The following is a 25,905-nucleotide window of genomic DNA, read 5'->3' on the forward strand; positions in this document are numbered from 1 at the left end:
GGAAAGCGTAAATGAAAAACCGGGCTTCTCGCCCGGTTTTTGTTATCCGCTATCTGTTCGTATCCACGAGCGTAAACGCCGCTTTCTATCTCACGACCAGAACAGGGCATTTCGCATGCCGCACCACTGCCGCAGCGTTCGAACCCAACAGATACGTCGATATGTCAGGTTTGTGGGAAGCGATGATAATCAGGTCGGCATCGATCGTGTCAGCGAGCTTAAGGATTTGGTCTTTAGGAGATCCCGTCACGGCGTGAGTCTGTATCTTGTCTGGAGGAATTTTGAATTGCTTAACGATTTCATCCAGCTTCGCTAAGGCCGCGTGCTGGAACTCTTTCAGCTTCGGCATTTCAACCGAATAGGCCAAACCTAATGATGAATAATACGGAAGCGATGGAATGACGGTAAGAAAGTGAACTTTAGCTGTGTTAAGTGCTGTATGTGCCTGAACGAAGGGGATAACCATGTGCGTCAGGCTATCCTCCGAAATGTCAATTGGAACCAAAATTGAGTTATACATTTGTCCCTCCTGAGTGTTTTTCACACAATTCAGGGTAGACCGTTAATTTCAGGAAAACAGAGAGCAAGCTGTCATAACGGGGACAAATTTCGGTTATGTGATAGGCGTACAGTCGAACCTGCCCCGATCTCGTCAACGTGGCGTGACAACGATCAGGGGCATTCGGGGATGAGTCTCTCCGCGTCACGGTCCGTTTTCTGCAAAACGCCAAAGCCTCAACCGGGCGCAAGGCCCGGTACCTTGTTCATATTGCGTGACAGCTGACGGACGCGATAATTTTACTCCCGCCCATATTCCCCATAATCATATCGAGTAATTTTCGGTATTCTTCCCGGGTCATCACCTCCGCCCGGATTTCGGTTTTACCTTCTGCTTGCGCCGTAGCGGAATAAATCGCTTTCAGACTTAACGTCAACTCTTTCGCCATATTTACGACGCTCTGCCGCACCGCATCTTCATGCTCATCATTGCAGGTGATTTTAAGTACATAGCATTTTTCGCCTTCATGGAGCACGGGCAGTTGATTAATTCGCTGCGCGGCTTCGCGAAGCAATATGTTAGCGCAGAGAATAATTAGGCTGGCCATGGCGGCATTCCAGAACTGGCCTAATCCGCACAGTACGCCAATTCCGGCCGAGCACCACAGCGTTGCGGCGGTGTTCAAACCACGAATATTCATTCCTTCACGCATAATGACGCCTGCGCCAAGAAAGCCGATACCGGAGACGATCTGCGCTGCGATACGTCCCGGGCTATCAGGAGAAGTCGATACCGAACTTAAAATGAACACTGCCGCACCCGTGGCAACCAGTGCATTAGTACGAAGTCCGGCCATACGCTGGCGCCACTGTCTTTCCGCGCCAATAATTGCGCCCAGCAGCATCGCTGCGAGCAGATGAGAGATATAAGGGAACATCAGCCTGTCGCCTGTTAACGTTATTAAATAATAAGCGTCAGTGCTTTGCTAAGCACATCATAACGCCGTTTAAATGCTAAGCGTGTCAGGACAACGGTGGCGGAAAGAGTGAATGAGTAAACATGAACATGCGATGCCCCACAAATTGAGTGGTTTTACTATTTCGGGATACAATCGCTTAAAGAGGATTGCTGCCCACCGTTTCAGGTAAGCAGCGAGAAAATTGCGCTAGCTTACCTTCGTATCGACGATAAAATAACTTTCCAACGAAGGACTCCTGTGAAAATTTATTGCCAGTATAGTCAGGGGCGATAATGAGTAAAGCGAAAAAACAGACTCCGTTATGAATTGTTTAAGTTCGGAAAGCATGTTTTTTTAAGACGTCATCTGATTTTCAAAAATACCCGGTATACTACATTTTCTTTTTTACAGGCGATAACAGACAAAGGCAGGAAGTATGTCTCTTCGTTCGCTGCGGGCATTGTGCCTGACAAGTTTTTTCATTGCGGATGTCCGCGATGGCCTCGGTCCTTTTCTCGGTATTTTTTTGACCGAACGCCACTGGACCCCCGATGATATCGGCATCCTGATGACGGCCGGTGGGCTGGCGGGACTACTGGCCACGCTGCCGGCGGGATTCATCACCGACACCTCGCGCAGCAAGCGGACCGTGCTGGCGCTAGTGTGCCTGCTCATCACTCTTAGCACGCTCCTGCTCTGGTTTAGCCAGCAGAGCGCTGTTGTGGCCGTTTCGCAAATTGTCTCCGGTATCTGCGCGGCGTTTGTCGGTCCGCTGATCGCCGGAATTACCCTGGGGCTGACCGGCCAGAGCGGATTCAGCGCGCAGATGGGCAAAAATGAGGCGTTCAATCACGGCGGCAACTTTGTTACCGCACTGATTGCAGGCGGCATTGCGTGGTACTGGGGCGTCGGCGGGATTTTCCTGCTGATGACCTGTACCACGCTGTTAACGCTCTGCGCGCTGCTTGCCATTCGCAACGGGGATATCGACAACGACGCGGCGCGTGGGCTGTCCTCTTCCGCGAGCCTGCCGGTTCCCGGATTTGCCGTGCTGATAAAAAACCGGGCGCTGTTCGTGACCGGACTGACGCTGCTGCTGTTTCACCTGGCGAACGCCGCGCTGCTGCCGATGCTGAGCATGAGGGTGGCCGCCGCGCCCGCCTCGATCAACCCCGGTTTGTACGCGGCGGGCACCGTTATCATCTCCCAGGCCGTGATGATCCCCGTCGCCATCTGGGTCGCCAACCGAATAGACCGCTACGGCTACTGGCGCTTAATTATGCTGGCGCTGCTGGTGATGCCGGTGCGCGCGGCGCTGGCGGCGTCTACGGACGCGCCGCTCATGATGATCCCGGTACAAATCCTCGACGGGCTGGCCGCTGGGATCCTGGGCGTCGCGGTACCGTCGTTTATCGTGGTGCTGTTGCGCGGGAGCGGGCACGTCAATGCCGGGCAGAGTGTGGTGATGCTGATGCAGGGGGTTGGGGCATCCATGAGCCCGGCGTTAACCGGCACGATTGCCGGTCATTACTCATTTGCCACGGCATTCAGTGTTCTGAGCGCGATTGCGCTGGTGGCCGTCCTGCTGTGGTGGTGCTTTGCGCACCGGACCTGGGAAACAGACAGTACGCCGGGTGGGGCATAGCCGCCACCCGGCGTCACGCTTACGCCAGTTCGTTAGGGCACGCTTCGCCCTTTTCCAGCTGCTGCAGGTTACCCAGCGTGGTTTCTGAAATGCTGATCAGCGCTTCGGCAGTCAGAAACGCCTGGTGTCCGGTAAACAGCACGTTATGACAGGCTGACAGGCGGCGGAACACGTCGTCCTGGATCACATCATTCGACTTGTCTTCAAAGAACAGATCGCGTTCGTTCTCATACACGTCCATTCCCAGCGCGCCAATTTTCTGGGTTTTCAGCGCTTCGATAGCGGCCTGAGAGTCAACCAGCCCGCCGCGGCTGGTGTTGATGATCATCACGCCATCTTTCATCTGGTCAAACGCCGCCTGGTTTAGCAGGTGGTAGTTCTCCGGCGTCAGCGGGCAGTGCAGGGAGATCACGTCAGACTGGGAGAACAGGGTCGGCAGGTCGACGTATTCCACGCCCAGCTCCAGCGCAGCGGCGCTCGGGTACGGATCGAACGCCAGCAGACGCATGCCGAAGCCTTTCAGAATGCGCAGGGCGGCGATGCCGATTTTACCGGTCCCGATCACGCCCGCGGTTTTGCCGTACATGGTAAAGCCGGTCAGCCCTTCCAGAGAGAAGTTGGCATCACGGGTGCGCTGATAAGCGCGGTGAATACGACGGTTGAGCGACATCATCATGCCAATCGCATGTTCCGCGACCGCTTCCGGGGAGTACGCCGGGACGCGCACCACCCGCAGACCCAGCTCTTTCGCCGCGTCGAGGTCCACGTTATTAAAGCCCGCGCAGCGCAGGGCGATATATTTCACACCCTGTTTTTTCAACTCTTCCAGCACCGGGCGACTGCCGTCGTCGTTAACAAAAATGCAGACGCCTTCACAGCCGTGCGCCGTTTTGGCGGTTTTTTCGGACAGCAGAAAGTCGAAAAATTCAAGCTCAAACCCGTAAGCCTCGTTAACATGTTGCAGATACTTTTTGTCGTACTGCTTTGTGCTATATACCGCGAGTTTCATAAGACTTTCTCCAGTGATTTTGCATTCACGTTAGCATGATTAAAATTATCTTACAATTTCTAAAATATTATTGAATTCAATAAGTTCTATCAATTATTCTAGAGCATATGTGCACCCTAACTCCATGATATTCATATCCACCGATTTCTTAAGCGGGACTGACACCAGCGACATGTCTGCTTGTTTTACTCTAAGGGGGCTATGGGGGAGACTAAAGTCACAACAAGTGCGTATGTTTGGGTAAGTGGTTTCCCAATGCTTGAAAATGTGACTACCTTTAGCTGTTAAAATGACGTAGCTCTTTGAATGTCCTAACATCGAAGGTAGTATTATTACTATCATTTTAAAATGACAGGGAGACCGAATGTACAACCATAATCGGGATAAAAGTCATTTCGAAGAGAAAGTCTTAGAGATTGAAAATCTTGCGCAGCGAATTGCCACAAAGCATTTGCTTTATGGTACCGCTGGTATGTTTTTTGAAACTCAACAACTTGTTGCTCACCTGAGAAGGGAGATCGAGTCGCATTGCTTGACCTGGTCAGGCGGGATTCAATTACTTGATGAACAGATACATCATCTTAAGGAACAGGATGATTTACTCACCTTCAATAAAGCTAAGTTATTTATTGTTGTTGAAAAAAACCGAACAACAACGACGACTTTAGCGCTTAAACAGATCGGTTTCGTTGCCGGTGGGGCGCAAGTGTATGGGGGCGCTAGTTTATGCGTCGGTTCGCTGGGTCTGGCCTGTGCTGCGTATGGTGCACCTATGATTACTCATGGGCTAAACAACATGTATGAAAATGGATACTATCTTCTTTATCGTGAAGATCGGTCTGGCACGCTAAGAGATGCTTATCGTTACGTAGCAGCGAAACTCGGCTATGGGAATAATGAAGCTGATATTGTCTATGGAGTAGTTGATATCTCTTTATCAGCCTATGGCGCGGGCAGGAGAGTACTGGCTCCCCGAGAAAAATCCTGGAGTCTGTTTCGCAACATTGAATCTGATTATATCAGAGGATGGCAAGAGGCTTCTAAAACAGCGATGGCTCTGGATTTAACCAGTGGAAGCGTCACAGGTTGGCAGATGTACCAGATAGCTAAAGAGAATTAATTATGTCGGAACAATTCGAGTTGTCATTAACCCCCCCGATTCTACCTGCCGTATGCTATTTTATTGTATCTATTGTCGTTTTTTTCTTGTTGTACCTCGGGAAACTCAAGGTCAACAGGCTTCATAAATATCCTCTGTTCATTGCCTATACGCTATTTGTGATAGCCATAGCAGCCATTCAAATTAACGTTTTTGCCAACGGCTATGAGTTTGTTAGCGGTTTTTTACATATTGATTTTGATCCCTGGCGGTACGACTCGGTGTATTGGGGGTCATTGATATTCGCCATGCTTTACCTGCTGGCAATGCCACGGAATAGGTATTAATGTCGCAAATCTGCTCTGCGATTATTCTTGAACTTATGCGTAACCAATTGAACCGAAAATATATTCTTTAGGTTACGCATAGCAAAAAAATTACCGCTTACTATTACAGCATCTATTCTTAACTTGGCGTCAACTTCAACTCAACCGCTAAACATGCGACAATGATCGGCACTGCCGGCTTAAATCTTTCGCTAAATCAGGATATTAACTGCCCATGAAGGGTAAATACAAAGCCGCTCTTGCGCTTTTACTGCTGTTCATATTGTTGCCGCTGACGCTGCTGATGACGCTCGCCCAGTGGGTACCGACGCTCGCCGGGATTTGGCTGCCCGTCGGGACGCGCATCGCTTTCGAAGAGAGTCCGAAACTTACCCGCCACGCGCTGGTGATCCCCGATCTTCGCTATTTGGTTGAAGACTGCGAAATTGCCCGCATCGATAACGTGACGCTGTCACATCCGAGCCGCTGGAAGCTGGATGTCGGCGCACTGGATCTCAATTCCGTCTGTCTGAGCAAAATTCCCCAGTCTGCACCCTCAACGGTCGCCCCCAAAACGCTGGCACAGTGGCAGGCGGTATTACCGAATACCTGGATCACGGTTCACCGTCTGACGCTGTCGCCCTGGCAGCAGTGGCAGGGCGAGCTGCATGCGTCGCTGACGCCGTCCATTCAGGAGATCGCCTATAAAGGCGAGCAGGTCAGCATTAAAGGTACGCTTCGCGGTCAGACGCTCTCGGTCAGCCAGTTCGATATCCAGCTCCCGGACCAGCCGCAGCCGATTAAGCTGGTGGGCGAGTTTACCTTGCCGCTGGTGCCGGATGGCGTGCCGGTGAAGGGCCACGCGGTCGCGACCTTTAACGTGCCACAGTTAACGTCTCTGGTCGATGCCGATCTGGACTGGGAAGACAATCAGGGACAGCTGGTGGTGATGGCGCGGGACACCCCCGATCCGCTGCTTGACCTGCCGTGGCAGATCACCGCGGAGCAGCTGAACATCAGCGACGGGCGCTGGAACTGGGATCTCTCGGGTATGCCGCTGAGCGGGCGGGTATCCCTTCGCGCCGACAATTGGCAGCAGGGGCTGGATAACACCACCCTGACCGGACGGCTGAATGTGCTTACCCAGGGGGACGCGGGGAAAGGCAACGCGGTACTGAACATTGGGCCCGGCAGGCTCAGCATGGAAAACAGCGACATGCCCCTGCATCTGAGCGGCGAGGCGAAGCAAAACGATCTCATTCTTTACGCAAAATTGCCCGCCACGCTGACCGGCAGCCTGTATGAACCGCAGCTGGCCTTTGAGCCGGGCGCGCTGCTCCGCTCGCGCGGGCGCATCATTGACTCACTCGATATCGATGAAATCCGCTGGCCGCTGGCGGGCGTGAAGCTAACACAGAAGGGCGTGGACGGTCGTTTACAGGCGATTCTGCGCGCTCATGAAAACGAGATGGGCGATTTTGAACTCCATCTGGACGGCCAGGCCAACGACTTTTTACCTGATAACGGCCTGTGGCAGTGGCGCTACTGGGGGAAAGGCGGCTTTACGCCGATGCATGCCCGCTGGGATGTCGCCGGGAAAGGCGAGTGGCGCGACAATCTTATTGAGCTGACGGCGCTCTCCACCGGTTTTGACAAGCTCCAGTACGGTACGATGGAGGTCAGCAAGCCGCGTCTGGTGCTGGATCAGCCTGTACGCTGGCTACGCGATGCCGAAAAACCGACCTTCAGCGGGGCGCTGTCGCTGAATGCCGGGCAGACCCGGTTCTCCGGCGGCAGCGCGTTGCCGCCCTCGGTCCTGACCTTCAGCGTCGACGGCACCGACCCGACCATTTTTCAGTTTAAGGGCGACCTCCATGCGGACAAAATCGGTCCGGTACAGGTGAACGGACGCTGGGATGGCGTGCGCCTTCGCGGGCAGGCCTGGTGGCCAAAACAGTCGCTCACCGTCTTCCAGCCGCTGATCCCGCCGAACTGGAAAATGACGCTGCGCGACGGGGAGCTTTACGCGCAGGTCGCCTTCTCGGCGGCGGCCGATCAGGGCTTTGAGGCCGGTGGGCACGGCGTGCTGAAATCCGGCAGCGCCTGGATGCCGGATAACCAGATTAACGGCGTCGATTTTGTGCTGCCGTTCCGTTTCAGCGAGGGAACCTGGTCCCTCGGCACGCGCGGTCCGGTCACCTTGCGTATTGGCGAAGTGGAAAACCTGGTGACCGCGCGCAACATTACCGCCGATCTACAGGGGGACTATCCCTGGACGGAGGACAATCCGCTGCTCCTCACCAACGTGAAGGTGGAAACCCTCGGCGGGAAGATCACTATGCAGCAGCTGCGGATGCCGCAGCACGATCCGGCCCTGCTGCGCGTGGACAATATCTCCTCCAGCGAGCTGATCAGCGCCGTTAATCCGAAACAGTTTGCCATGTCAGGGCCGGTGAGCGGGGCGCTGCCGTTCTGGCTGGACAATGAAAAATGGATCATTAAAGATGGCTGGCTGACCAACCCGGGGCCAATGACGCTGCGCATCGACAAAGATACGGCCGACGCCATCGTGAAAGATAATATGGTGGCGGGCGCGGCGATTAACTGGCTCCGCTATATGGAAATTTCGCGTTCGTGGACGAGAATCAATTTAGATAATCTGGGTGAATTAACCATGCAGGCGACCATCAAGGGGACCAGCCGGGTGGATGGAAAAAGCAGCTCCGTCAACCTGAACTATACCCATGATGAGAATGTCTTTACCCTCTGGCGCAGCCTGCGCTTTGGGGACAACCTGCAAACCTGGTTTGAGCAACATGCGGCGATACCTGCTCCCCGCAGTTTGACTGGCAAGGAAAGTGAGGAACAACAATGAAAAAGATGGCTGGTGTGCTCACCGTTGCCGTTGCCGCGCTACTGACCGGCTGTACGCCGCGCATTGAAGTCGCTGCGCCAAAGGAGCCGATTACCATCAATATGAATGTCAAAATCGAACATGAAATCCATATTAAGGTCGATAAAGACGTTGAAACCCTGCTGAAATCGCGCAGCGATCTGTTCTGAGGATGCCATGAAACGATTAGCTCTGATTTTACTGGCGCTGGGGATGAACGTGCAGGCGGCTGCGCTGACCTTAAACGATGCCCGGGCGCAGGGGCGCGTGGGGGAAACCCTCAGCGGCTATCTTGCCCCGATTCAACAGGACGCTGAAACGCTGGCGCTGGTCAATCGTATCAATGCGGCGCGCGCGGAAAACTACCAGAAGCTGGCTGACAGCAATAATTTGCCTGTCGATGAAGTGGCTAAAATGGCCGGTCAGAAACTGGTTGCCCGCGCGCAGCCGGGCGAATACGTGAAGGGCATTAACGGAAAATGGCTCAAAAAGTAATTAGCGGTAGCGCCTGCGGTATTCACCCGGCGAGACGCCAAAACGCTGCTTAAACGCCGTTGAAAAATGGCTATGGTCGGTAAAGCCCCAGCTGTAGCCAATGCCCGCCAGCTTTTCATCATCACCGGTAGATTGCAGTGCCTGCGCGCAGAGATCCAGACGACGGTTTTTGATGTACTGCGCCACCACCAGCCCCTTCTCGGCAAACATGCGGTAAAGGCTGCGCACGGACATGCCGCTCTCGGCTGCAATCCATTCCGGGCGCAGCGATTCAGACTGAATATGGTCGTCAATCAGCGCCACCACATGCTGGAACTGGCGCTCCTTGCGCGGCTGAATGATTTCACGCTGCTGGAAAGCGGGGCGCAGCAGGCAGATCATCGCCTCTAGCGCCGCTTCGCTTTCACGGTCACTCAGGTCGGCATTGCTCATGCTCTCCATCAGCAGGCGATGGCTCAGCTGTACCGTGGGCAAGGTGCGGGAAAGGGCGGTTGCGCAGCTTATCTCCTGGAAGCGACACTGCTGCTCAATAATCTGACGGGGAACCAGCAGCGAAATCTGGCGAGATTTTTCCCGCCAGTTGATCGAGCAGGGACGCGACGCGTCAATCAGCGTGATATCACCGGTTCTGAGCAGCGCGCGACGGTCATCCTGCTCAATTTCCGCGCTGCCTTCGAGCTGGAACACGGTATAGAACCAGGCATCATTACTCTGAGCGATCTCCTGACGGGAGCGGAACAGGTTAACGCCGCCTGCGGTCACGGTGCTGAGCTTCAGGCTGCGCGCATAGCTGGTCTCCAGCTCGCCGAAGAATTTCCCCCCGGTGGGCTGCGCGTTAAAACGCCCGCAAACCTGGTTAATTTGCGCCAGCCACTGCTGATACTGTTCCTGCTCGCTTGCACACGCCATCGTTTCTCTCACTGCACCGTCAACGTTTTCGCATTGTTGCATTTGTGTTGCATTTTGTCAGAGCTATGAGGCTGACTATAGGAAAGAACACTCACCGGTAACAGCGATATAAGCGGCAATTATCGCGATTTGCGGAGCCTGTCACAGGTGGCAAAGCGAATGTCACAGAGACAAAAGCGAGAACGCAAAACCCCACTTAGACTGGATGGAGACCCTGCGAAGAATAACGAAGGAGTATCCTATGTCTGAATCACAGGTGGCCATTCAGCCTGCCGTACAACAATTTTTAGACCGACAGCATGGCCTGTGGATTGAAGGGCGTCAGGCCGCGTCGGACAGTGAAAAGCGGCTGAACGTCTTCAACCCGGCCACGGGCGAGGTCATTGCCTCAACTGCCGATGCCAGCGTCGACGACGTTGACCGTGCCGTCATGTCCGGCTGGCGCGCGTTTGTCGCCCGCAGCTGGGCCGGAAAACTGCCGGCGGAACGCGAGCGGGTCCTGCTTCATTTCGCCGATCTGGTCGAACAGCACAGCGAAGAGCTGGCCCAGCTTGAAACGCTGGAGCAGGGCAAATCCATCAACATTTCCCGCATGTTTGAAGTCGGCTGCACCCTGAACTGGATGCGCTATACCGCCGGGCTGACCACCAAAATTTCGGGTAAGACCCTCGACCTTTCCATTCCGCTGCCGCAGGGCGCCCGCTATCAGGCGTGGACGCGTAAGGAGCCGGTTGGCGTGGTGGCCGGGATTGTGCCCTGGAACTTCCCGCTGATGATCGGGATGTGGAAAGTGATGCCTGCGCTGGCCGCGGGCTGCTCTATTGTCATCAAGCCGTCAGAAACCACGCCGCTGACCATGCTGCGCGTGGCGGAACTGGCCAGCGAAGCGGGCATTCCGGACGGGGTGTTCAACGTGGTGACCGGGAGCGGCGCGGTGTGCGGCGCAGCGCTGACCTCGCATCCGCATATTGCAAAGGTGAGCTTTACCGGCTCAACGGCGACGGGTAAGCAAATTGCCCGCACGGCGGCGGACACGCTAACCGGGGTGACTCTGGAGCTGGGCGGGAAAAACCCGGCTATCGTACTGAAAGACGCGGACCCGGCGTGGGTGATCGAAGGCCTGATGACCGGCAGCTTCCTGAACCAGGGGCAGGTGTGCGCGGCGAGCTCGCGCATCTATATTGAAGCGCCGCTGTTTGACACGCTGGTCAGCGGGTTTGAGCAGGCGGTGAAATCCCTGAGCGTCGGGCCGGGCATGTCGCCGGAGGCGTTTATCAACCCGCTGGTGTCGCGCGCGCACTGCGACAAGGTGCAGACCTTCCTTGATGAAGCGAAGTCGCGCAGCGCGGAGCTGATCGTCGGTAACCGGGGGCCGGAAGGCAAAGGCTATTACGTTTCGCCTACGCTGGTGGTGAACCCGGATGCCTCACTGCGCCTGACCCGCGAAGAGGTGTTTGGCCCGGTCGTCAACCTGGTGCGCGTTGCCGACGGGGAAGAGGCGCTCCAGCTGGCAAACGACACCGAATATGGCCTGACTGCCAGCGTCTGGACGCAGAATATCAGCAAGGCGCTGGGGTACACCGACAGGCTGCAGGCGGGCACCGTCTGGGTGAACAGCCATACGCTGATTGACGCCAACCTGCCGTTCGGCGGCATGAAGCAGTCCGGCACCGGACGCGACTTCGGTCCGGACTGGCTGGACGGCTGGTGTGAAACCAAATCGGTGTGCGTGCGCTACTAGTAAAAGCAAAAGGCAACCTGGAGGTTGCCTTTTTAGTGTTTGTTCCCTCTCCCGTGGGAGAGGGTCAGGGTGAGGGCATCAGGCTGCACCGGGCGAATTTTGTAGGTCGTGTAAGGCGTAGCCGCCACCCGACATGTTTACAGCGACCACCGATCCCGCCCGGCCTCTTTCGCCCGATACAGCGCCGCATCGGCGCGGGCGATGATCTCTGTCCCCGCTAACCCTTCCGCCATGCTCGCAATCCCCATGCTCACGGTGACACGATCGCTAACGGTTGACGCGCTGTGCGGTATAGCTTCTGTGCGCAGGCCGTCCTGAATGCGTAAGGCCACCTTTTCAGCGATGTTTTCCGGGCAGTTAAACAGGATCACCACGAACTCCTCGCCGCCGTAGCGTGACACCACATCGTCAGGCGTGCGCACCGACTGCTTCAGCACCCGCGCCACGCGCGTCAGGCAGTCGTCACCCGCCTGGTGCCCGTAAGTGTCGTTGTAGCGTTTGAAATAGTCGATATCCAGCATGATCACCGAGAAGGTTTTTTTCTGCTCAACCGCGTTCTCCAGCACCACTTCCATTTTCCGGCGATTGGCGGTTTTGGTTAACGGATCCTGATGCGCCAGCGCATCCAGCCTGGAGATCAGCAGCTGATTTTGCTGGTTACGTCGCCAGGCCTCGTCAAACCAGCTCAGCAGGATGAAACGCCCGCAGATCAGGATCAGCGAAAACACGCTCCAGATAACAATGAAGTGAAGGTTGAGGCCATCGTTCCGTATCCAGCTTGCTACCGGCAGGGTGATCCAGAGCGGGAACACAAAGGCGAGTAGCCCCTCGGGGTAAAAATAGAGCGCCGTTAAGCCGGCGAGTAATAAAATGACGCACAGCGGCCAGACGTGCGGGAGCAGCAGCTGGGTGATAAACCAGAAGCAGGAGACCGACCAGATGGCGCTGCAGATAAACAACACCACGCTGATGCCGGCGATGCGCCGCCAGGCCATCAGGATCAGCGCAGCTGAGAGGATGATAATGCCGAGCATGGAGGCATCAACTATTCTCGTCAGCTGCGGCGAATGGGGATAAAGGGGATCGCTGGTATTAAGCAAAACGTGTCGCAGCAGAATCATCACCGCGAAGCTGATATTTACGAAGGCCAGCCACGGCAGGTTCATCGCCAGCCCGTGCATGACCATAGCATGGCGCGTTGGCCAGGTTGCCCGTTCAAGTGTCGGTTTTTTTCTTTTTTCCATAAAGCCCTTTCCCGTCCGGGGGATAAATCATGCAGGTGAGATATCAGTAACTATAAGCAAGCCAGGGCGATCCTCAAATGCAGAGGCAAAAAAAACCGGGCATTGCGCCCGGTACGTTATTTATTTCTGTTCGTCTTTCTTTTTCCCGAGCGTTGGCGTCTCGTCGAAGAAGTTCCACGGTTTAAGCAGGGTATGCACCCATTCCGTCGGCATAATCGGCCACTCTTCCGCGCGGGCGACGTGGGTGGTGCCGGTGGTTATCCAGACCACGTCATCCCGATCGTTGAGCGACTCGTTATCCTTGCTGTACTGTCCGAGGCCCGTGTCGTGTACGGAGCGGTTCGGGAATTTTCCTTCCGGGTAGAGCTCATCCGGATGGTAACGGGTCACCCACAGCTGTTTGTCCATGAAGCTCAGGCGATGATAAATCCACTCGTCCGGGGCAAATTTCGCACCGGTCGCCACCGGGTGCGTACCGCCCGCGTAAGGGATAATCTGGTACGAGACCGGGTTGCCCATGCGGTTCTCTTTACTGGTGTTGCTCAGCAGCCGAATGGTGCCCGGGTCGAACTTCTGCGCCGCCTGCTGCTCGGTATCAATATCGTACTGATTGATCTGCATGGTGCTGGTGCGCGGGCCCCCGGCGGTATTCGGCTTCACTACCGGATCCTTCGCCACCAGCTTGTTGTTGATGCCGTCCACGTCCATATCAAGACGGAAGTTGTAGATGTGCTGGTGCGTGGTGCCCACGATGTTATGGTCGATCAGCGTGCCGTATTTGGTGTCGTCTTTTGCGGTGGCGTCGTGCATGGTTTTCGCCTGAACGCCTTTCACCGCTTCGATACCCGTCGCGCCGGCATCAATGCCGATGGTGCCATTTTCATGAAACACCCAGTCGAAGATGTAATCGTAGTTGCCCACGGTACTCACCCAGCGCACCACCAGCTCGCGGCGCTCGGTGCTGACGTTTGGCTGACCCATCTCCTGATGCTTGTATTCCGGCCCCGCGTAGCGTTCGAAAATGGCGATCGCGCGCGGGATCTCCATCGGCGCGCCGGTGTAATCCGGGATAGTTTCATTGAGCATCACGGCGTTGGACGGCACGTCTTTACTGCGTACCAGCGGTGAGGTCAGGGTGCCCATACCGTAGTCGCCGGAGTCGAGATAGGCTTTAAAGTACCAGCCCACGTCCGGATCGCCGTAAGGGACGATCATGCCGCCGAGCGACCCCTGATACATCACCTGGCGCTTTTTGCCGTTGTCGTTATAGGTGACGGTTGAAATCATCGGGCCGACGCGGGAATCCAGGCTCAGGTGGAAATCCCAGTTCTGCCAGTGAACCATATCGCCGGTGATGGTGTAGTTCTTGCCTTCCGGCTCAGTGATGTTGAGCGGTTTTTTCGGCGTCTCCATGCGGTCGCGGCCATCATAGGGACGCGGGGTCATGGGAACCGGAACAACGGCGCCTTCTTCAATCTTCTGGATCTTTTTCTGCTCAAGATCGACAACCGCGACCAGGTTTTCAATCGGGTGCGCCCAGTAGTTGCCGTCGCCCACGTCCAGATAGCTCACCACCTTCAGCAGGCGGTCTTCCTGCTTCAGGCCGTCTTTACCGTCGAAATAGCCGACGGTCAGCGGCGTGGTAATCACTTTTTTCGGGTCGGTGATGCCGTGTTTTTTAAGCACCTCGGCGAACTCGGTACTTTCGTTGATGATCTGCTGAACCGCGGTGAAATCATCCAGCAGCACCATGCCGTGCGCGTCTTTTACCGGTTCCCAGCGCAGGATTTTTTTATCCTTCAGGTCCACCACGCTTTCGATAACGTGCTTGCCATCGAGCATGACGATCTTCGCCTGACGCGGGGCATCTACTGCCGTACCGTTAAGCACAAAGTTCCACACTTTGGCTTTCTCGGGCTCTGTCAGGGCGATCTGGGTAAAGCGGGTATTCGGCTTAAAGTCCGCCGAGGCCTTCACAATCTCAACGGCCTGCTTAATTTCGTCCGCCGTTAGCGCGTTTAACGGGTGAGGGCGTTTTTCAACCTGGAAGGTCTGGTCAAGGCCGGACTGGAAAACATCGTTGATGAAGGTATCGGAAATAAAGGCTTTCTTGCCTTTCATCACCACCGGCACCTCAAGCCTGAGGGTTTTACCGTTGACGATGGCGGTTTTAACGCCCGGTTTGACCTTCACAAAGGCACCGTCTTTCGCAATGGTGAACATCTGTGCGTAATCATCCCACTGAACGTCGGCGCCAAAGTCCTGCAGCGTTTTGTCCATCGGGACCATATGCGCCTCGCTGCCGTGGGCGAAAACAGGGGATTGCCAGGCGCAACACAGCGCAACGGCCATGGCCAGCGCCGTTCTACGGGCAGAAAAAGAAGAATTGCTTCCCATCGTAGACCTCATCTTGTTGTGTTTATTGTGTTGTGACAGCCTTATCCTGACAGGCGCCTGAGAAAAGCGTTTGCCTGCATCTGCCAGATTATTTGCCAGTCTTGCCAGGTTAAAAAAAGAGCGGGGATAAATCACAAGGTGGTGCAGAACAATACCCTCTCCCCATTGGGGAGAGGGTCAGGGTGAGGGGACCTTAGCTGAAATCGCCCTGCTGGCGCGCCACCAGCGTCAGGATGGAGTAGAGCGCCACGGCCTGCTGGTGCTGGTTGAAAATCTCAACGGACCATTCCACCACGCCGGTTGGTTTTTCCTCGGCGGTGCGCTGTTTCTTCAGCGTTTTACGCTTGCAGGTCAGGCGCACCTGAATGGTATCGCCCGGTTTAACCGGCTCGATAAAGCGCAGGTTTTCCATACCGTAGTTGGCAATCACCGGCCCGACGCCCGCGTCGACGAACAGCCCGGCCGCGGCGGAAATCAGGAAGTAGCCGTGCACCACGCGCTCGCCAAAGATCGACTCTGCCGCACCGATCTTATCCATATGGGCGTAGAAGTGGTCCCCGCTCAGGCAGGCAAAGTTCACAATGTCTGCTTCCGTGAGGGTGCGGCGCGGCGTCAGCAGGCTGTCGCCCGGCTGTAGCTCCTCAAAGTATTTGCGGAACGGATGCACGCGATCTTCCTGCACCGCTGCGCCACGCACCCACTGTTTGCCAATGGCGGCCAGCATCGACGGGCTGCCCTGAATCGCGGTGCGCTGCAGGTAGTGCTTCACCGCGCGCAGGCCGCCCAGCTCTTCGCCGCCGCCCGCGCGGCCCGGGCCCCCGTGCACCAGCTGAGGCAGCGGGGAGCCGTGGCCGGTAGACTCTTTGGATGATTCCTCGTTAAGGATTTGAATGCGCCCGTGGGCGCGCGCCGCACCGGCAATAAACTGGCGGGCAATTGCCGAATCGGCGGTAACCAGCGTACCGGCCAGGCTACCGCCGCCGCGCGGCAAGCTGCATCGCGTGGCGCGCGTTGCGATACGGAATCAGCGTCGCAACCGGGCCGAAGGCTTCGGTTGAGTGCACCGCCGGGGTTTCGTCCGGCTGCGGGCAGAACAGCAGGGTCGGCGGGAAGAACGCGCCCGGGGCCTGCAAATCCGCTTTGCCGCCCAGACGGATCTGGCAGCCAGCGGCGATCAGCTGATCCACTTTCTCCTGCACGTCCGCCCGCTGTTCGGCGTTGACCAGCGCACCCATCTTCACCCCTTCCTGCGCCGGGTCGCCCACCACCACTTTTTCCAGGCGGGCAATCAGCGCCTGGCTCACCGCGTCAATCTGGTTTTGCGGGACGATAATCCGGCGAATGGCCGTACATTTCTGCCCGGCTTTAGCGGTCATCTCGCGGACCACTTCCCGGATGAACAGGGCAAACTCCGGCTGGTCTGGCGTAACGTCTTCCCCCAGCACGCAGCAGTTCAGGGAGTCGGCCTCCATGGTGAACGGAATCGAATTCGCCACGATATTCGGGTGGACGCGCAGGCTTTGCCCGGTGCTGGCGGAGCCGGTAAAGGTCACGACGTCCTGGCTGTCGAGCTGGTCGAGCAGATCCCCCGCGCCGCCGCAGATCAGGCTGATGGCGCCGTCCGGCACCAGCCCGCTGTCGACGATGGATTTCACCATCGCCTGCGTCACCTGCGCGGTCGCGGTAGCGGGTTTGATGATGGCGGGCATCCCGGCAAGCCAGGTCGGCGCCAGCTTTTCCAGCATCCCCCAGCAGGGGAAGTTAAAGGCGTTGATGTGTACCGCCACGCCGGATTTGGAGGTGAGGACGTGGCGCGCCGCAAAGCCACCTTCTCTTGATAGCGGGATTAACTCATCTTCCGGCCAAAGGGTGTCATCCGGCAGCTCGCGGCTGCCCAGGCTGGCGTAAGTGAAGAGGGTGCCGATGCCGCCTTCAATATCCACCCAGCTGTCCGCCTTCGTCGCCCCGGTCTGGGCCGACAGGGCATAAAACGTCTCTTTCTCGCTAAGCAGGTGCTTTGCCACCGCCTTCAGCATGGCAGCACGTTCGATAAAGGTCATCTCGTGAAGCGCTTCCCCGCCGCGCTCAATCGCATAGCGACGGGCGGCCGCCATGTCCAGCCCTTCGCTGGTCACGCTCCACAGGGCTTCGCCACTGATGGCGTGATGAATAGTGCGCTCGCGGCCCCGGCCAGACTGCCAGGTACCGGATAAGAAGCTGGCTAACTGCTGCATCGCTTATCTCCAAATGTTACGTGATTTACTCATTAATAGTTTGATCGTGAATCATAAAAATCAAGCTGAGTTTTTAATGAATTGTTAACGTTGTGATCTGGCTGGATGAATCGCATCGCTTGAAGACGCTTTCTGAAAGGCCTGATGCAAAAGCCTTGCGAGCAGCATCACAAAATCAGGAAACAATTCTTGGGGTTATATTTAACCTGTGTGTAACTTTTAAAAAACAAAGTGATTCAACATTACGCCTTAATTTGCAAACTAACGAATCATAAAGGTGATGACGTGACGCAAGAACAACGGTTTGAGCAGCGCATAGCGCAGGAGACGGCGATTGAGCCTCAGGACTGGATGCCTGACGCCTACCGTAAGACGTTGATCCGCCAGATTGGTCAGCATGCGCACTCCGAAATTGTCGGCATGCTGCCGGAAGGGAACTGGATCGCCCGCGCGCCGACGCTGCGCCGAAAAGCGATCCTGCTGGCGAAAGTGCAGGACGAAGCCGGGCACGGGCTCTACCTCTATAGCGCGGCGGAAACGCTGGGCTGCGCGCGGGAAGACATCTACCAGAAGATGCTCGACGGCAGGATGAAATACTCCTCCATCTTCAACTATCCGACCCTGAGCTGGGCCGATATCGGCGTGATTGGCTGGCTGGTAGATGGTGCCGCCATCGTCAACCAGGTGGCGCTGTGCCGGACCTCCTACGGTCCGTATGCCCGCGCGATGGTGAAAATCTGTAAAGAAGAGAGCTTCCACCAGCGCCAGGGTTTTGAGGCCTGCATGGCGCTGGCGCAGGGCAGCGAGACCCAGCGTCAGATGCTGCAGGACGCCATCAACCGCTTCTGGTGGCCAGCGCTGATGATGTTCGGGCCAAACGACGACAACTCGCCGAACAGCGCCCGCAGCCTGGCCTGGAAAATCAAACGCTTCGGCAATGACGAACTTCGCCAGCGCTTTGTCGACAACACGGTGCCGCAGGTGGAGATGCTGGGCATGACGGTGCCGGATCCCGACCTGCGATTTGATGAAGAGAGCGGTCATTACCGCTTCGGCGAGATCGACTGGCAGGAGTTTGACGAGGTCATTAACGGGCGCGGCATCTGCAACCACGAGCGCCTGGCCGCCAAACGTAAAGCCTGGGAAGAGGGGGCGTGGGTGCGCGAAGCCGCACTGGCGCACGCGGAAAAACAACACGCCCGCAAAGTGGCTTAAGAGGAATCACGATGAGCAACGTCTACTGGCCGCTGTACGAAGTGTTCGTACGCAGCAAACAAGGGTTATCCCACCGTCACGTGGGCAGTCTGCATGCCGCCGACGATCGCATGGCGCTGGAAAATGCGCGCGACGCCTACACCCGCCGCAGCGAAGGGTGTTCTGTCTGGGTGGTTAAGGCGAGCGAGATTGTCGCCTCCCAGCCGGAAGAGAGCGGTGAGTTCTTCGACCCGGCGGAAAGCAAGGTTTACCGTCATCCGACGTTCTACACCATCCCCGACGGCATCGAGCATATGTGAGGCAAAGAATGAATTCAGTGACTGCCTATGCCCTGCGTCTGGGCGACAACGGTCTGGTGCTTTCCCAGCGTCTCGGCGCCTGGTGCGGCCACGCGCCGGAGCTGGAAATTGACCTCGCGCTCGCCAATATCGGTCTCGACCTGCTGGGCCAGGCGCGCAATTTCCTGACCTATGCCGCGGAGCGGGGAGGCCTGGGCGATGAAGACACGCTGGCGTTTGGCCGCGACGAGCGCCACTTCCGCAACGTCCTGCTGGTGGAGCAGCCGAACGGCAGCTTCGCCGACACCATTGCCCGCCAGTACCTGATGGATGCCTGGAACGTGGCGCTGTACGAACGCCAGACCCGGAGCAGCGACGGCCAGCTTGCCGCCATTGCCGCCAAAGCGATTAAAGAGGCGCGCTACCACCTGCGCTTCAGCCGAGGCTGGCTGGTGCGTCTGGGCGACGGGACCGAAACGTCCGCACAAAAAATGCAGCAGGCTATCGACAACCTGTGGCGTTTTACGGCGGAGCTGTTTGAAGCCGATGACGTCGAGCTGGCCCTGATTGACGCCGGCGTGGCGGTTGACCCGCGCGTCCTGCGCCAGCCGTGGGAAAGCGAAGTGTTTGCCGGTCTGAATGAAGCCTGCCTGCAGGTGCCCGCAGAGGTGGCGTACCGCACCGGGGGTAAGAAGGGGCTGCATACCGAACATCTGGGCCCGATGCTGGCGGAAATGCAGTATCTCCAGCGCGCGTATCCCGGTCAGCAGTGGTAAAGGAGAACGCTATGCAACGCCTCGTCGACATCGCGCCCGCGCAAATCCCGCAGATCTGGTCGCTGTTAAGCCAGATCCCCGATCCGGAAGTGCCGGTATTAACCATCACCGATTTAGGCATGGTGCGCAGCGTGAAGGCGCAGGGGGAAGGCTGGGTCATTGGCTTTACGCCAACCTACTCGGGCTGCCCGGCAACGGAGCACCTGCTGGGGGCAATCCGCGATGCGATGTCCAGGCGCGGCTTTACCCCGGTACACATTGTGCTCCAGCTTGAGCCCGCCTGGACCACCGACTGGATGACCGCTGACGCGCGCGAGCGCCTGCGGGCGTACGGCATCAGCCCGCCCGTGGGGCATAGCTGCCACGCGCACGCTCCTGCAGAGGTGAGCTGCCCGCGCTGCGCCAGCACCGACACCTCGCTTATCAGTGAATTTGGTTCGACGGCCTGCAAAGCGCTCTACCGCTGCAACACCTGCCGCGAGCCATTCGACTATTTCAAATGTATTTGAGGCTGCCATGACAACGTTTCATTCATTAACAGTGGCAAAAGTGGAACCCGAAACCCGCGACGCGGTGACCATTACCTTCTCCGTGCCAAACGATTTGCAGGACGCCTATCGCTTCCGCCCCGGCCAGCACCTGACGTTAAAAACGAAGCTTGACGGGGACGAGCTGCGCCGCTGCTACTCCATCTGCCGGAGTACCGCCCCGGGCGAAATCAGCGTGGCGGTCAAAGCCATCGACGGCGGGCGCTTTTCCCGCTATGCACGGGATGAGATCAAAGCGGGCATGGCGCTGGAGGTGATGGTGCCTCAGGGGCAGTTTGGCTACCAGCCGCAGGCTGAACGCGAAGGCCACTACCTGGCGATTGCGGCAGGCTCCGGGATCACCCCGATGCTGGCGATTATCTCCGCGACGCTGGCGACCGAACCCAACAGCCACTTCACCCTGATCTACGGCAACCGCAGCAGCCAGAGCATGATGTTCCGCCAGGCGCTGGCGGACCTGAAGGACAAGTACACGCAGCGGCTGCAGCTGGTCTCTATCTTCAGCCAGGAGCGGCTGGACAGCGATCTGCTCTTTGGTCGCATCGACGGGGAAAAGCTGCAGGCGCTGGCGAAAACCCTGATTAACTTCCGCCAGTACGACGAGGCGTTTATCTGCGGCCCGTCGGCGATGATGGACGACGCCGAAGCGACGCTGAAGGCGCTGGGGATGCCGGACAAATCCATTCATCTTGAGCGCTTTAATACCCCGGGGACCACCGCTAAACGCGCGGTGCACGTCCAGGCGGAAGGACAGAAAGTGACCGTGCGTCAGGACGGGCGCGACCGCGAAATCACCCTGACGGCGGACGACGAAAGCATCCTGGATGCCGCCCTGCGTCAGGGGGCGGATCTCCCGTATGCCTGCAAGGGCGGCGTGTGCGCCACCTGTAAATGCAAAGTGCTGCGCGGGAAGGTGGACATGGCGACCAACTACAGCCTGGAGCCGGACGAGCTGGCCGCCGGGTACGTGCTGAGCTGCCAGTCGCTGCCGTTAACCGCCGACGTGATTGTCGACTTCGACGCGAAGGGGATGGCATGAGCGAACTGATTGTTACCCGTCATGGCCGCGTGCTGCAGCTGACGCTGAACCGTCCGGCGGCGCGCAACGCCCTTAACAACGCGCTGTTGACGCAGCTTGCCGAGCAGCTTGAGGACGCCGCAGCAGATGCCGACATCGCCGTCTGCGTGATTTACGGCAGCGAGCGCTGCTTTGCCGCCGGGGCCGATCTCAACGAAATGGCGGAGAAAGACCTGCCCGCCACGCTGAATGATATCCGCCCGCAGCTGTGGGCGCGCATCAACGCTTTTCCTAAACCGCTGATTGCCGCCGTGAACGGCTTCGCGCTGGGCGCAGGCTGCGAGCTGGCGCTGCTGTGCGACGCGATCGTTGCTGGCGATAACGCCCGCTTTGGCCTGCCGGAAATCACGCTGGGCATTATGCCCGGTGCGGGCGGCACCCAGCGTCTTATCCGCTGCGTCGGGAAATCGCTCGCCAGCAAAATGGTGCTGACCGGCGAGAGTATCTCCGCGCTGCAGGCGCTGAGCGCCGGGCTGGTGAGCGACGTTTTCCCGGCAGCGCTGACGCTGGAGTATGCCCTGAAGCAGGCGGCGCTGATGGCGCGCCACTCTCCGCTGGCGCTGCAGGCGGCGAAACAGGCGCTGCGCCAGTCTCAGGAGGTGCCGCTCCAGGCCGGTCTGGCCCAGGAGCGTCAGCTGTTTACGCTGCTTTCTGCCACCGAGGATCGCCGGGAGGGCATCGATGCCTTCTTACAAAAACGCACCCCCGACTTTAAAGGACGCTAATTGTGGAATTTATTCTCAGTCATGTTGAGCAGGGCGTAATGACCATTACGCTGAACCGTCCGGAGCGTCTGAACAGCTTTAACGACGTGATGCACCAGCAGCTTGCCGAGTGCCTGAAACAGGCCGAGCGTGATGATACCGTTCGCTGCCTGCTGATCACCGGGGCGGGTCGCGGCTTTTGCGCCGGTCAGGATCTGAACGACCGCAACGTCGACCCCAACGGCCCGGCGCCGGACCTGGGAATGTCCGTTGAAACCTTCTATAACCCGCTGGTGCGTCGCCTGGCAAAGCTGCCGAAACCGGTGATTTGCGCGGTTAACGGCGTAGCCGCCGGCGCGGGAGCCACGCTGGCGCTGGGGTGCGATATGGTCATTGCCGCCCGTTCCGCCAACTTCGTGATGGCCTTCAGCAAGCTCGGCCTGGTGCCGGACTGCGGCGGCACCTGGCTGCTGCCGCGCGTGGCCGGACGCGCTCGCGCTATGGGGCTGGCGCTGCTCGGCGACAAGCTCAGCGCCGAACAGGCGCAGGCGTGGGGAATGATCTGGCAGGTGGTGGATGACGAACAGCTCTCCGCTACGGCGCAGCAGATGGCGCTGCACTTTGCCTCTCAACCGACCTTCGGGCTGGGGCTGATCAAGCAGGCGATCAATGCCGCGGAAACCAACACCCTGGACGCCCAGCTCGATCTGGAGCGCGACTACCAGCGACTGGCCGGGCGCAGCGACGACTACCGCGAGGGCGTCAGCGCCTTCCTGGCGAAGCGCGCGCCGAACTTTACGGGGAAATAAGATGCTGAACATACGGACTGTCGCCGTGATTGGCAGCGGCACGATGGGCGCAGGGATTGCCGAAGTCGCGGCAAGCCATGGGCATCAGGTGCTGATCTACGACATCTCCAGCGATGCGATATCGCGCGCCATTGACGGGATTCGCCAGCGTCTGGCCTCCCGGGTGACGCGCGGAAAACTCTCCGCCGATGCCGGGAGCCAGATCCTCGCCCGGCTGCTTCCGGTCACGGATATCGAGGCGCTCTCCACGGCCGACCTGGTCATTGAAGCGGCCTCCGAGCGTCTGGAGGTGAAAAAGGCGCTGTTTGCACAGCTGGCTGAGATCTGCCGCCGCAGACGGTCCTGACCAGCAATACCTCTTCCATCTCCGTCACGGCGATTGCGGCGGACATCCACCACCCGGAGCGGGTCGCAGGGCTGCATTTCTTTAACCCGGCACCGGTGATGAAGCTGGTGGAGGTGGTCAGCGGGCTGGCGACCTCTCCGGAAGTGGCCGACGCGCTGTGCGAGCTGGCGCTGAACTGGGGCAAACAGCCCGTTCGCTGTCAGTCAACGCCGGGGTTCATCGTCAACCGCGTCGCGCGTCCGTTTTATTCCGAAGCCTGGCGCGCGCTGGAAGAACAGGTCGCGCCGCCGGAGGTGATTGATGCCGCCCTGCGCGAAGGCGGCGGTTTCCCGATGGGGCCGCTGGAGCTGACCGACATGATTGGTCAGGACGTGAATTTCGCGGTGACCTGCTCGGTATTTAACGCCTTCTGGCAGGAGCGTCGTTTTCTGCCTTCGCTGGTGCAGCAGGAGCTGGTGCTGGCGGGAAGGCTGGGCAAAAAGAGCGGGAAGGGCGTCTACGACTGGCAGGGTGACAAACCCGCCGTGCAGTGGGTGCCGGCCGTGAACGACAGCTACAGCCCGATGCGCGTGGAAAGAAGGCGTGACGGTGTCATAGAAATTGATGATGTGTACCTGATCGAAACGCAGGGCGAAACCGCTCAGGCGCTGGCGCTGCGGCTCAACGGCCCGGTGGTGGTGGTGGACCGCATTGAGCGCGACGTGGCGGTGATTGCGTCGGCCGCCAGCAACCCGCACACCGCGACGCAAAAGGCCATCCGCTACCTACAACAGCAGGGTAACCGGGTGGTGCAAATTGCCGATTATCCCGGCCTGCTGGTCTGGCGCACGCTGGCGATGATTGCCAACGAAGCGCTGGATGCCCTGCAAAAAGGGGTCGCCAGCGAGAAGGATATCGATACCGCCATGCGCCTGGGCGTGAACTACCCGAGCGGGCCAATCGCCTGGGGCGAGCGGCTGGGCTGGCAGCGCCTGCTGACGCTGCTGGAGAACCTGCAGCGTCATTACGGCGAAGAGCGCTATCGCCCCTGTTCCCTGCTGCGCCAGCGCGCGCTTCTGGAGAGTAGCTATGAGTCATAACGCCTGGCATAACGCCCGCGCGATGTACGAAAGGGACGCCTGCGCGCAGGCGATGGGAATGGACATTGTCGACATGGATGAAGGCTATGCGGTGGTGACCATGACCATCACCCCGCAGATGCTTAACGGCCACCAAACCTGCCACGGCGGACAGCTTTTTTCTCTGGCAGACACCGCCTTTGCCTACGCCTGCAACAGCCAGGGGTTGGCGGCGGTCGCTTCCGGCTGCTCGATTGATTTTCTGCGTCCGGGCTTTGCCGGGGACACGCTCACCGCCACCGCGCGGGTGATGCATCAGGGCAAGCTGACCGGCGTATACGACATTGAAATCCAGAACCAACAACAAAAAACCGTCGCCCTTTTTCGCGGAAAATCTCACCGTATCGGCGGCAGCGTGACAGGAGAGGCAGATGCGTGACGCATTTATTTGTGATGGCGTTCGAACCCCGGTGGGGCGCTACGGCGGCGCGCTTGCCGCAGTCCGAACCGACGATCTCGGTGCCGTGCCGCTGCGCGCGCTGCTGGCCCGCTATCCCCAGCTCGACCTCGAGCGGATCGACGACGTGATTTTCGGCTGCGCCAACCAGGCGGGGGAAGATAACCGCAACGTGGCGCGCATGTCGTCCCTGCTGGCCGGGCTGCCGCAGACGGTTTCCGGAACCACCATTAACCGCCTGTGCGGGTCGGGTCTGGACGCGATTGGGTTTGCTGCCCGCGCCATTAAGGCGGGCGATGGCGAGCTGCTGATTGCGGGCGGCGTGGAGTCGATGTCGCGCGCGCCGTTTGTGATGGGCAAAGCCACCGCCGCGTTTCAGCGTCAGGCGGAAATCTTTGATACCACCATCGGCTGGCGATTTGTGAATCCGCTCATGCATCAGCAATTCGGAACTGACAGTATGCCGGAAACGGCAGAGAATGTAGCTGAATTGTTAAATATCAGCCGTGCCGATCAGGACGCGTTCGCGCTGCGCAGCCAGCAGCGTACCGCGCAGGCGCAGCAGAACGGCATTCTGGCGCAGGAGATTGTGCCGGTACCGGTGCCGGGCAAAAAAGGGATAGTCACTGAGTTCTGCGTGGATGAACATCCGCGCGCGGACACCACGCTCGAACAGCTCGCCGGACTCAAAACGCCGTTCCGTAAGAACGGGGTGGTCACTGCGGGGAATGCCTCCGGCGTCAACGACGGCGCTGCGGCGCTGATCGTCGCCAGCGAGAAGATGGCGCTGGCGCAGGGATTGGTCCCGCGCACGCGGATCGTGGCGATGGCGACGGCGGGCGTGGAGCCACGTCTGATGGGGCTCGGCCCGGTCCCGGCGACCCGCAAGGTACTGGAGCGCGCCGGACTCAGCATTAACGATATGGACGTTGTCGAGCTTAACGAAGCTTTCGCCTCGCAGGCGCTGGGCGTGCTGCGTCAGCTGGGCCTGCCGGATGATGCCGCGCACGTTAACCCGAACGGTGGCGCGATTGCGCTGGGGCACCCGCTGGGGATGAGCGGTGCCAGGCTGGCGCTGGCCGCGAGCAATGAACTGCACCGACGCGGCGGGCGCTATGCGCTGTGTACGATGTGCATCGGTGTGGGTCAGGGCATTGCCATGATCCTTGAGCGTGTTTGAGCATAAA

Annotated in this window: 21 protein-coding genes and 2 pseudogenes; 16 read left to right on the plus strand and 7 right to left on the minus strand. The window is 58.3% G+C overall.

Going from position 1 to position 25,905, the window contains the following annotated elements; all coding sequences use genetic code 11:
* Positions 1-85 precede the first annotated feature (85 nt).
* Positions 86-520, minus strand: a complete 435-nt coding sequence (uspF, locus tag ACZ6J2_RS01570) for a universal stress protein UspF (RefSeq protein ID WP_023292544.1) — start codon at positions 518-520, stop codon at positions 86-88.
* Between the two features lie 244 nt (positions 521-764).
* Positions 765-1,436: an MgtC family protein gene (locus ACZ6J2_RS01575; RefSeq protein ID WP_471724588.1), complete on the minus strand. Its 672-nt coding sequence runs from the start codon at positions 1,434-1,436 to the stop codon at positions 765-767.
* A gap of 457 nt (positions 1,437-1,893) precedes the next feature.
* Between ACZ6J2_RS01575 and ACZ6J2_RS01580 the strand changes: the two genes are divergently transcribed.
* A complete protein-coding gene (locus tag ACZ6J2_RS01580) occupies positions 1,894-3,102 on the plus strand; it encodes an MFS transporter (protein WP_196350085.1) in 1,209 nt (402 codons plus the stop codon).
* Positions 3,103-3,121: 19 nt separating this feature from the next.
* On the opposite strand, the gene ACZ6J2_RS01585 is transcribed toward ACZ6J2_RS01580, so the two are convergent.
* Complete coding sequence (locus ACZ6J2_RS01585; RefSeq protein ID WP_023311563.1) at positions 3,122-4,111, minus strand: 2-hydroxyacid dehydrogenase; 990 nt, start codon at positions 4,109-4,111, stop codon at positions 3,122-3,124.
* Positions 4,112-4,475: 364 nt separating this feature from the next.
* Between ACZ6J2_RS01585 and ACZ6J2_RS01590 the strand changes: the two genes are divergently transcribed.
* The 4 genes from ACZ6J2_RS01590 to ACZ6J2_RS01605 all read left to right on the plus strand — a co-directional run bounded on the left by ACZ6J2_RS01590 (position 4,476) and on the right by ACZ6J2_RS01605 (position 8,924).
* Entirely contained in the window at positions 4,476-5,231 is a 756-nt protein-coding gene (locus ACZ6J2_RS01590) for a DUF4225 domain-containing protein (RefSeq protein ID WP_023327356.1), read from the plus strand.
* A gap of 540 nt (positions 5,232-5,771) precedes the next feature.
* Entirely contained in the window at positions 5,772-8,411 is a 2,640-nt protein-coding gene (locus tag ACZ6J2_RS01595; RefSeq protein ID WP_471724589.1) for a YdbH family protein, read from the plus strand.
* Positions 8,408-8,599 (plus strand): YnbE family lipoprotein, encoded by a 192-nt coding sequence (locus ACZ6J2_RS01600; RefSeq protein WP_014169918.1) that lies wholly within the window; start codon positions 8,408-8,410, stop codon positions 8,597-8,599. Before ACZ6J2_RS01595 ends, ACZ6J2_RS01600 begins: the two co-directional genes overlap by 4 nt.
* A gap of 7 nt (positions 8,600-8,606) precedes the next feature.
* Positions 8,607-8,924, plus strand: a complete 318-nt coding sequence (locus tag ACZ6J2_RS01605) for a YdbL family probable chaperone protein (protein WP_023311566.1) — start codon at positions 8,607-8,609, stop codon at positions 8,922-8,924.
* Here ACZ6J2_RS01605 and feaR read toward each other — a convergent pair whose 3' ends face one another.
* Positions 8,925-9,833 carry a transcriptional regulator FeaR gene (feaR, locus tag ACZ6J2_RS01610; protein ID WP_033145415.1) on the minus strand — a complete coding sequence of 303 codons (909 nt, stop codon included), beginning with the start codon at positions 9,831-9,833 and terminating at the stop codon, positions 8,925-8,927.
* Between the two features lie 241 nt (positions 9,834-10,074).
* On the opposite strand from feaR, the gene ACZ6J2_RS01615 reads away from it, so the two are divergent.
* Positions 10,075-11,574, plus strand: a complete 1,500-nt coding sequence (locus tag ACZ6J2_RS01615; protein ID WP_471724590.1) for an aldehyde dehydrogenase family protein — start codon at positions 10,075-10,077, stop codon at positions 11,572-11,574.
* Positions 11,575-11,711: 137 nt separating this feature from the next.
* On the opposite strand, the gene ACZ6J2_RS01620 is transcribed toward ACZ6J2_RS01615, so the two are convergent.
* From ACZ6J2_RS01620 to paaZ, 3 genes and pseudogenes are all read right to left on the minus strand, one after another.
* Positions 11,712-12,818, minus strand: a complete 1,107-nt coding sequence (locus tag ACZ6J2_RS01620) for a GGDEF domain-containing protein (protein ID WP_471724591.1) — start codon at positions 12,816-12,818, stop codon at positions 11,712-11,714.
* A gap of 120 nt (positions 12,819-12,938) precedes the next feature.
* Entirely contained in the window at positions 12,939-15,215 is a 2,277-nt protein-coding gene (gene tynA, locus ACZ6J2_RS01625; RefSeq protein ID WP_471724592.1) for a primary-amine oxidase, read from the minus strand.
* A gap of 193 nt (positions 15,216-15,408) precedes the next feature.
* A pseudogene (paaZ, locus tag ACZ6J2_RS01630) lies at positions 15,409-17,449 on the minus strand (phenylacetic acid degradation bifunctional protein PaaZ).
* Positions 17,450-17,734: 285 nt separating this feature from the next.
* Between paaZ and paaA the strand changes: the two are divergent.
* The 10 genes and pseudogenes from paaA to pcaF all read left to right on the plus strand — a co-directional run bounded on the left by paaA (position 17,735) and on the right by pcaF (position 25,898).
* Positions 17,735-18,664: a 1,2-phenylacetyl-CoA epoxidase subunit PaaA gene (paaA, locus tag ACZ6J2_RS01635; RefSeq protein WP_471724593.1), complete on the plus strand. Its 930-nt coding sequence runs from the start codon at positions 17,735-17,737 to the stop codon at positions 18,662-18,664.
* 11 nt (positions 18,665-18,675) lie between these two features.
* On the plus strand, positions 18,676-18,963 hold the full coding sequence (gene paaB / locus ACZ6J2_RS01640; protein WP_033145422.1) for a 1,2-phenylacetyl-CoA epoxidase subunit PaaB: 288 nt from the start codon (positions 18,676-18,678) through the stop codon (positions 18,961-18,963).
* Between the two features lie 8 nt (positions 18,964-18,971).
* Positions 18,972-19,718, plus strand: a complete 747-nt coding sequence (gene paaC / locus ACZ6J2_RS01645; protein WP_471724594.1) for a 1,2-phenylacetyl-CoA epoxidase subunit PaaC — start codon at positions 18,972-18,974, stop codon at positions 19,716-19,718.
* 11 nt (positions 19,719-19,729) lie between these two features.
* Complete coding sequence (gene paaD, locus ACZ6J2_RS01650) at positions 19,730-20,227, plus strand: 1,2-phenylacetyl-CoA epoxidase subunit PaaD (protein WP_471724595.1); 498 nt, start codon at positions 19,730-19,732, stop codon at positions 20,225-20,227.
* 7 nt (positions 20,228-20,234) lie between these two features.
* Positions 20,235-21,305: a 1,2-phenylacetyl-CoA epoxidase subunit PaaE gene (gene paaE, locus ACZ6J2_RS01655; protein WP_471724596.1), complete on the plus strand. Its 1,071-nt coding sequence runs from the start codon at positions 20,235-20,237 to the stop codon at positions 21,303-21,305.
* Positions 21,302-22,069 carry a 2,3-dehydroadipyl-CoA hydratase PaaF gene (paaF, locus tag ACZ6J2_RS01660; RefSeq protein ID WP_471724597.1) on the plus strand — a complete coding sequence of 256 codons (768 nt, stop codon included), beginning with the start codon at positions 21,302-21,304 and terminating at the stop codon, positions 22,067-22,069. Before paaE ends, paaF begins: the two co-directional genes overlap by 4 nt.
* Positions 22,069-22,857: a 2-(1,2-epoxy-1,2-dihydrophenyl)acetyl-CoA isomerase PaaG gene (gene paaG, locus ACZ6J2_RS01665; protein ID WP_094935220.1), complete on the plus strand. Its 789-nt coding sequence runs from the start codon at positions 22,069-22,071 to the stop codon at positions 22,855-22,857. The genes paaF and paaG overlap by 1 nt, the downstream gene beginning before the upstream one ends.
* A 1-nt stretch (position 22,858) precedes the next feature.
* Positions 22,859-24,282: pseudogene (paaH, locus tag ACZ6J2_RS01670) on the plus strand (3-hydroxyacyl-CoA dehydrogenase PaaH).
* Positions 24,272-24,700 (plus strand): hydroxyphenylacetyl-CoA thioesterase PaaI, encoded by a 429-nt coding sequence (gene paaI, locus ACZ6J2_RS01675; RefSeq protein WP_023335572.1) that lies wholly within the window; start codon positions 24,272-24,274, stop codon positions 24,698-24,700. Before paaH ends, paaI begins: the two are co-directional and overlap by 11 nt.
* Positions 24,693-25,898, plus strand: a complete 1,206-nt coding sequence (gene pcaF, locus ACZ6J2_RS01680; protein WP_471724598.1) for a 3-oxoadipyl-CoA thiolase — start codon at positions 24,693-24,695, stop codon at positions 25,896-25,898. The genes paaI and pcaF overlap by 8 nt, the downstream gene beginning before the upstream one ends.
* Positions 25,899-25,905 lie beyond the last annotated feature (7 nt).

The sequence above is a fragment of the Enterobacter sp. E14S genome (assembly GCF_055666685.1).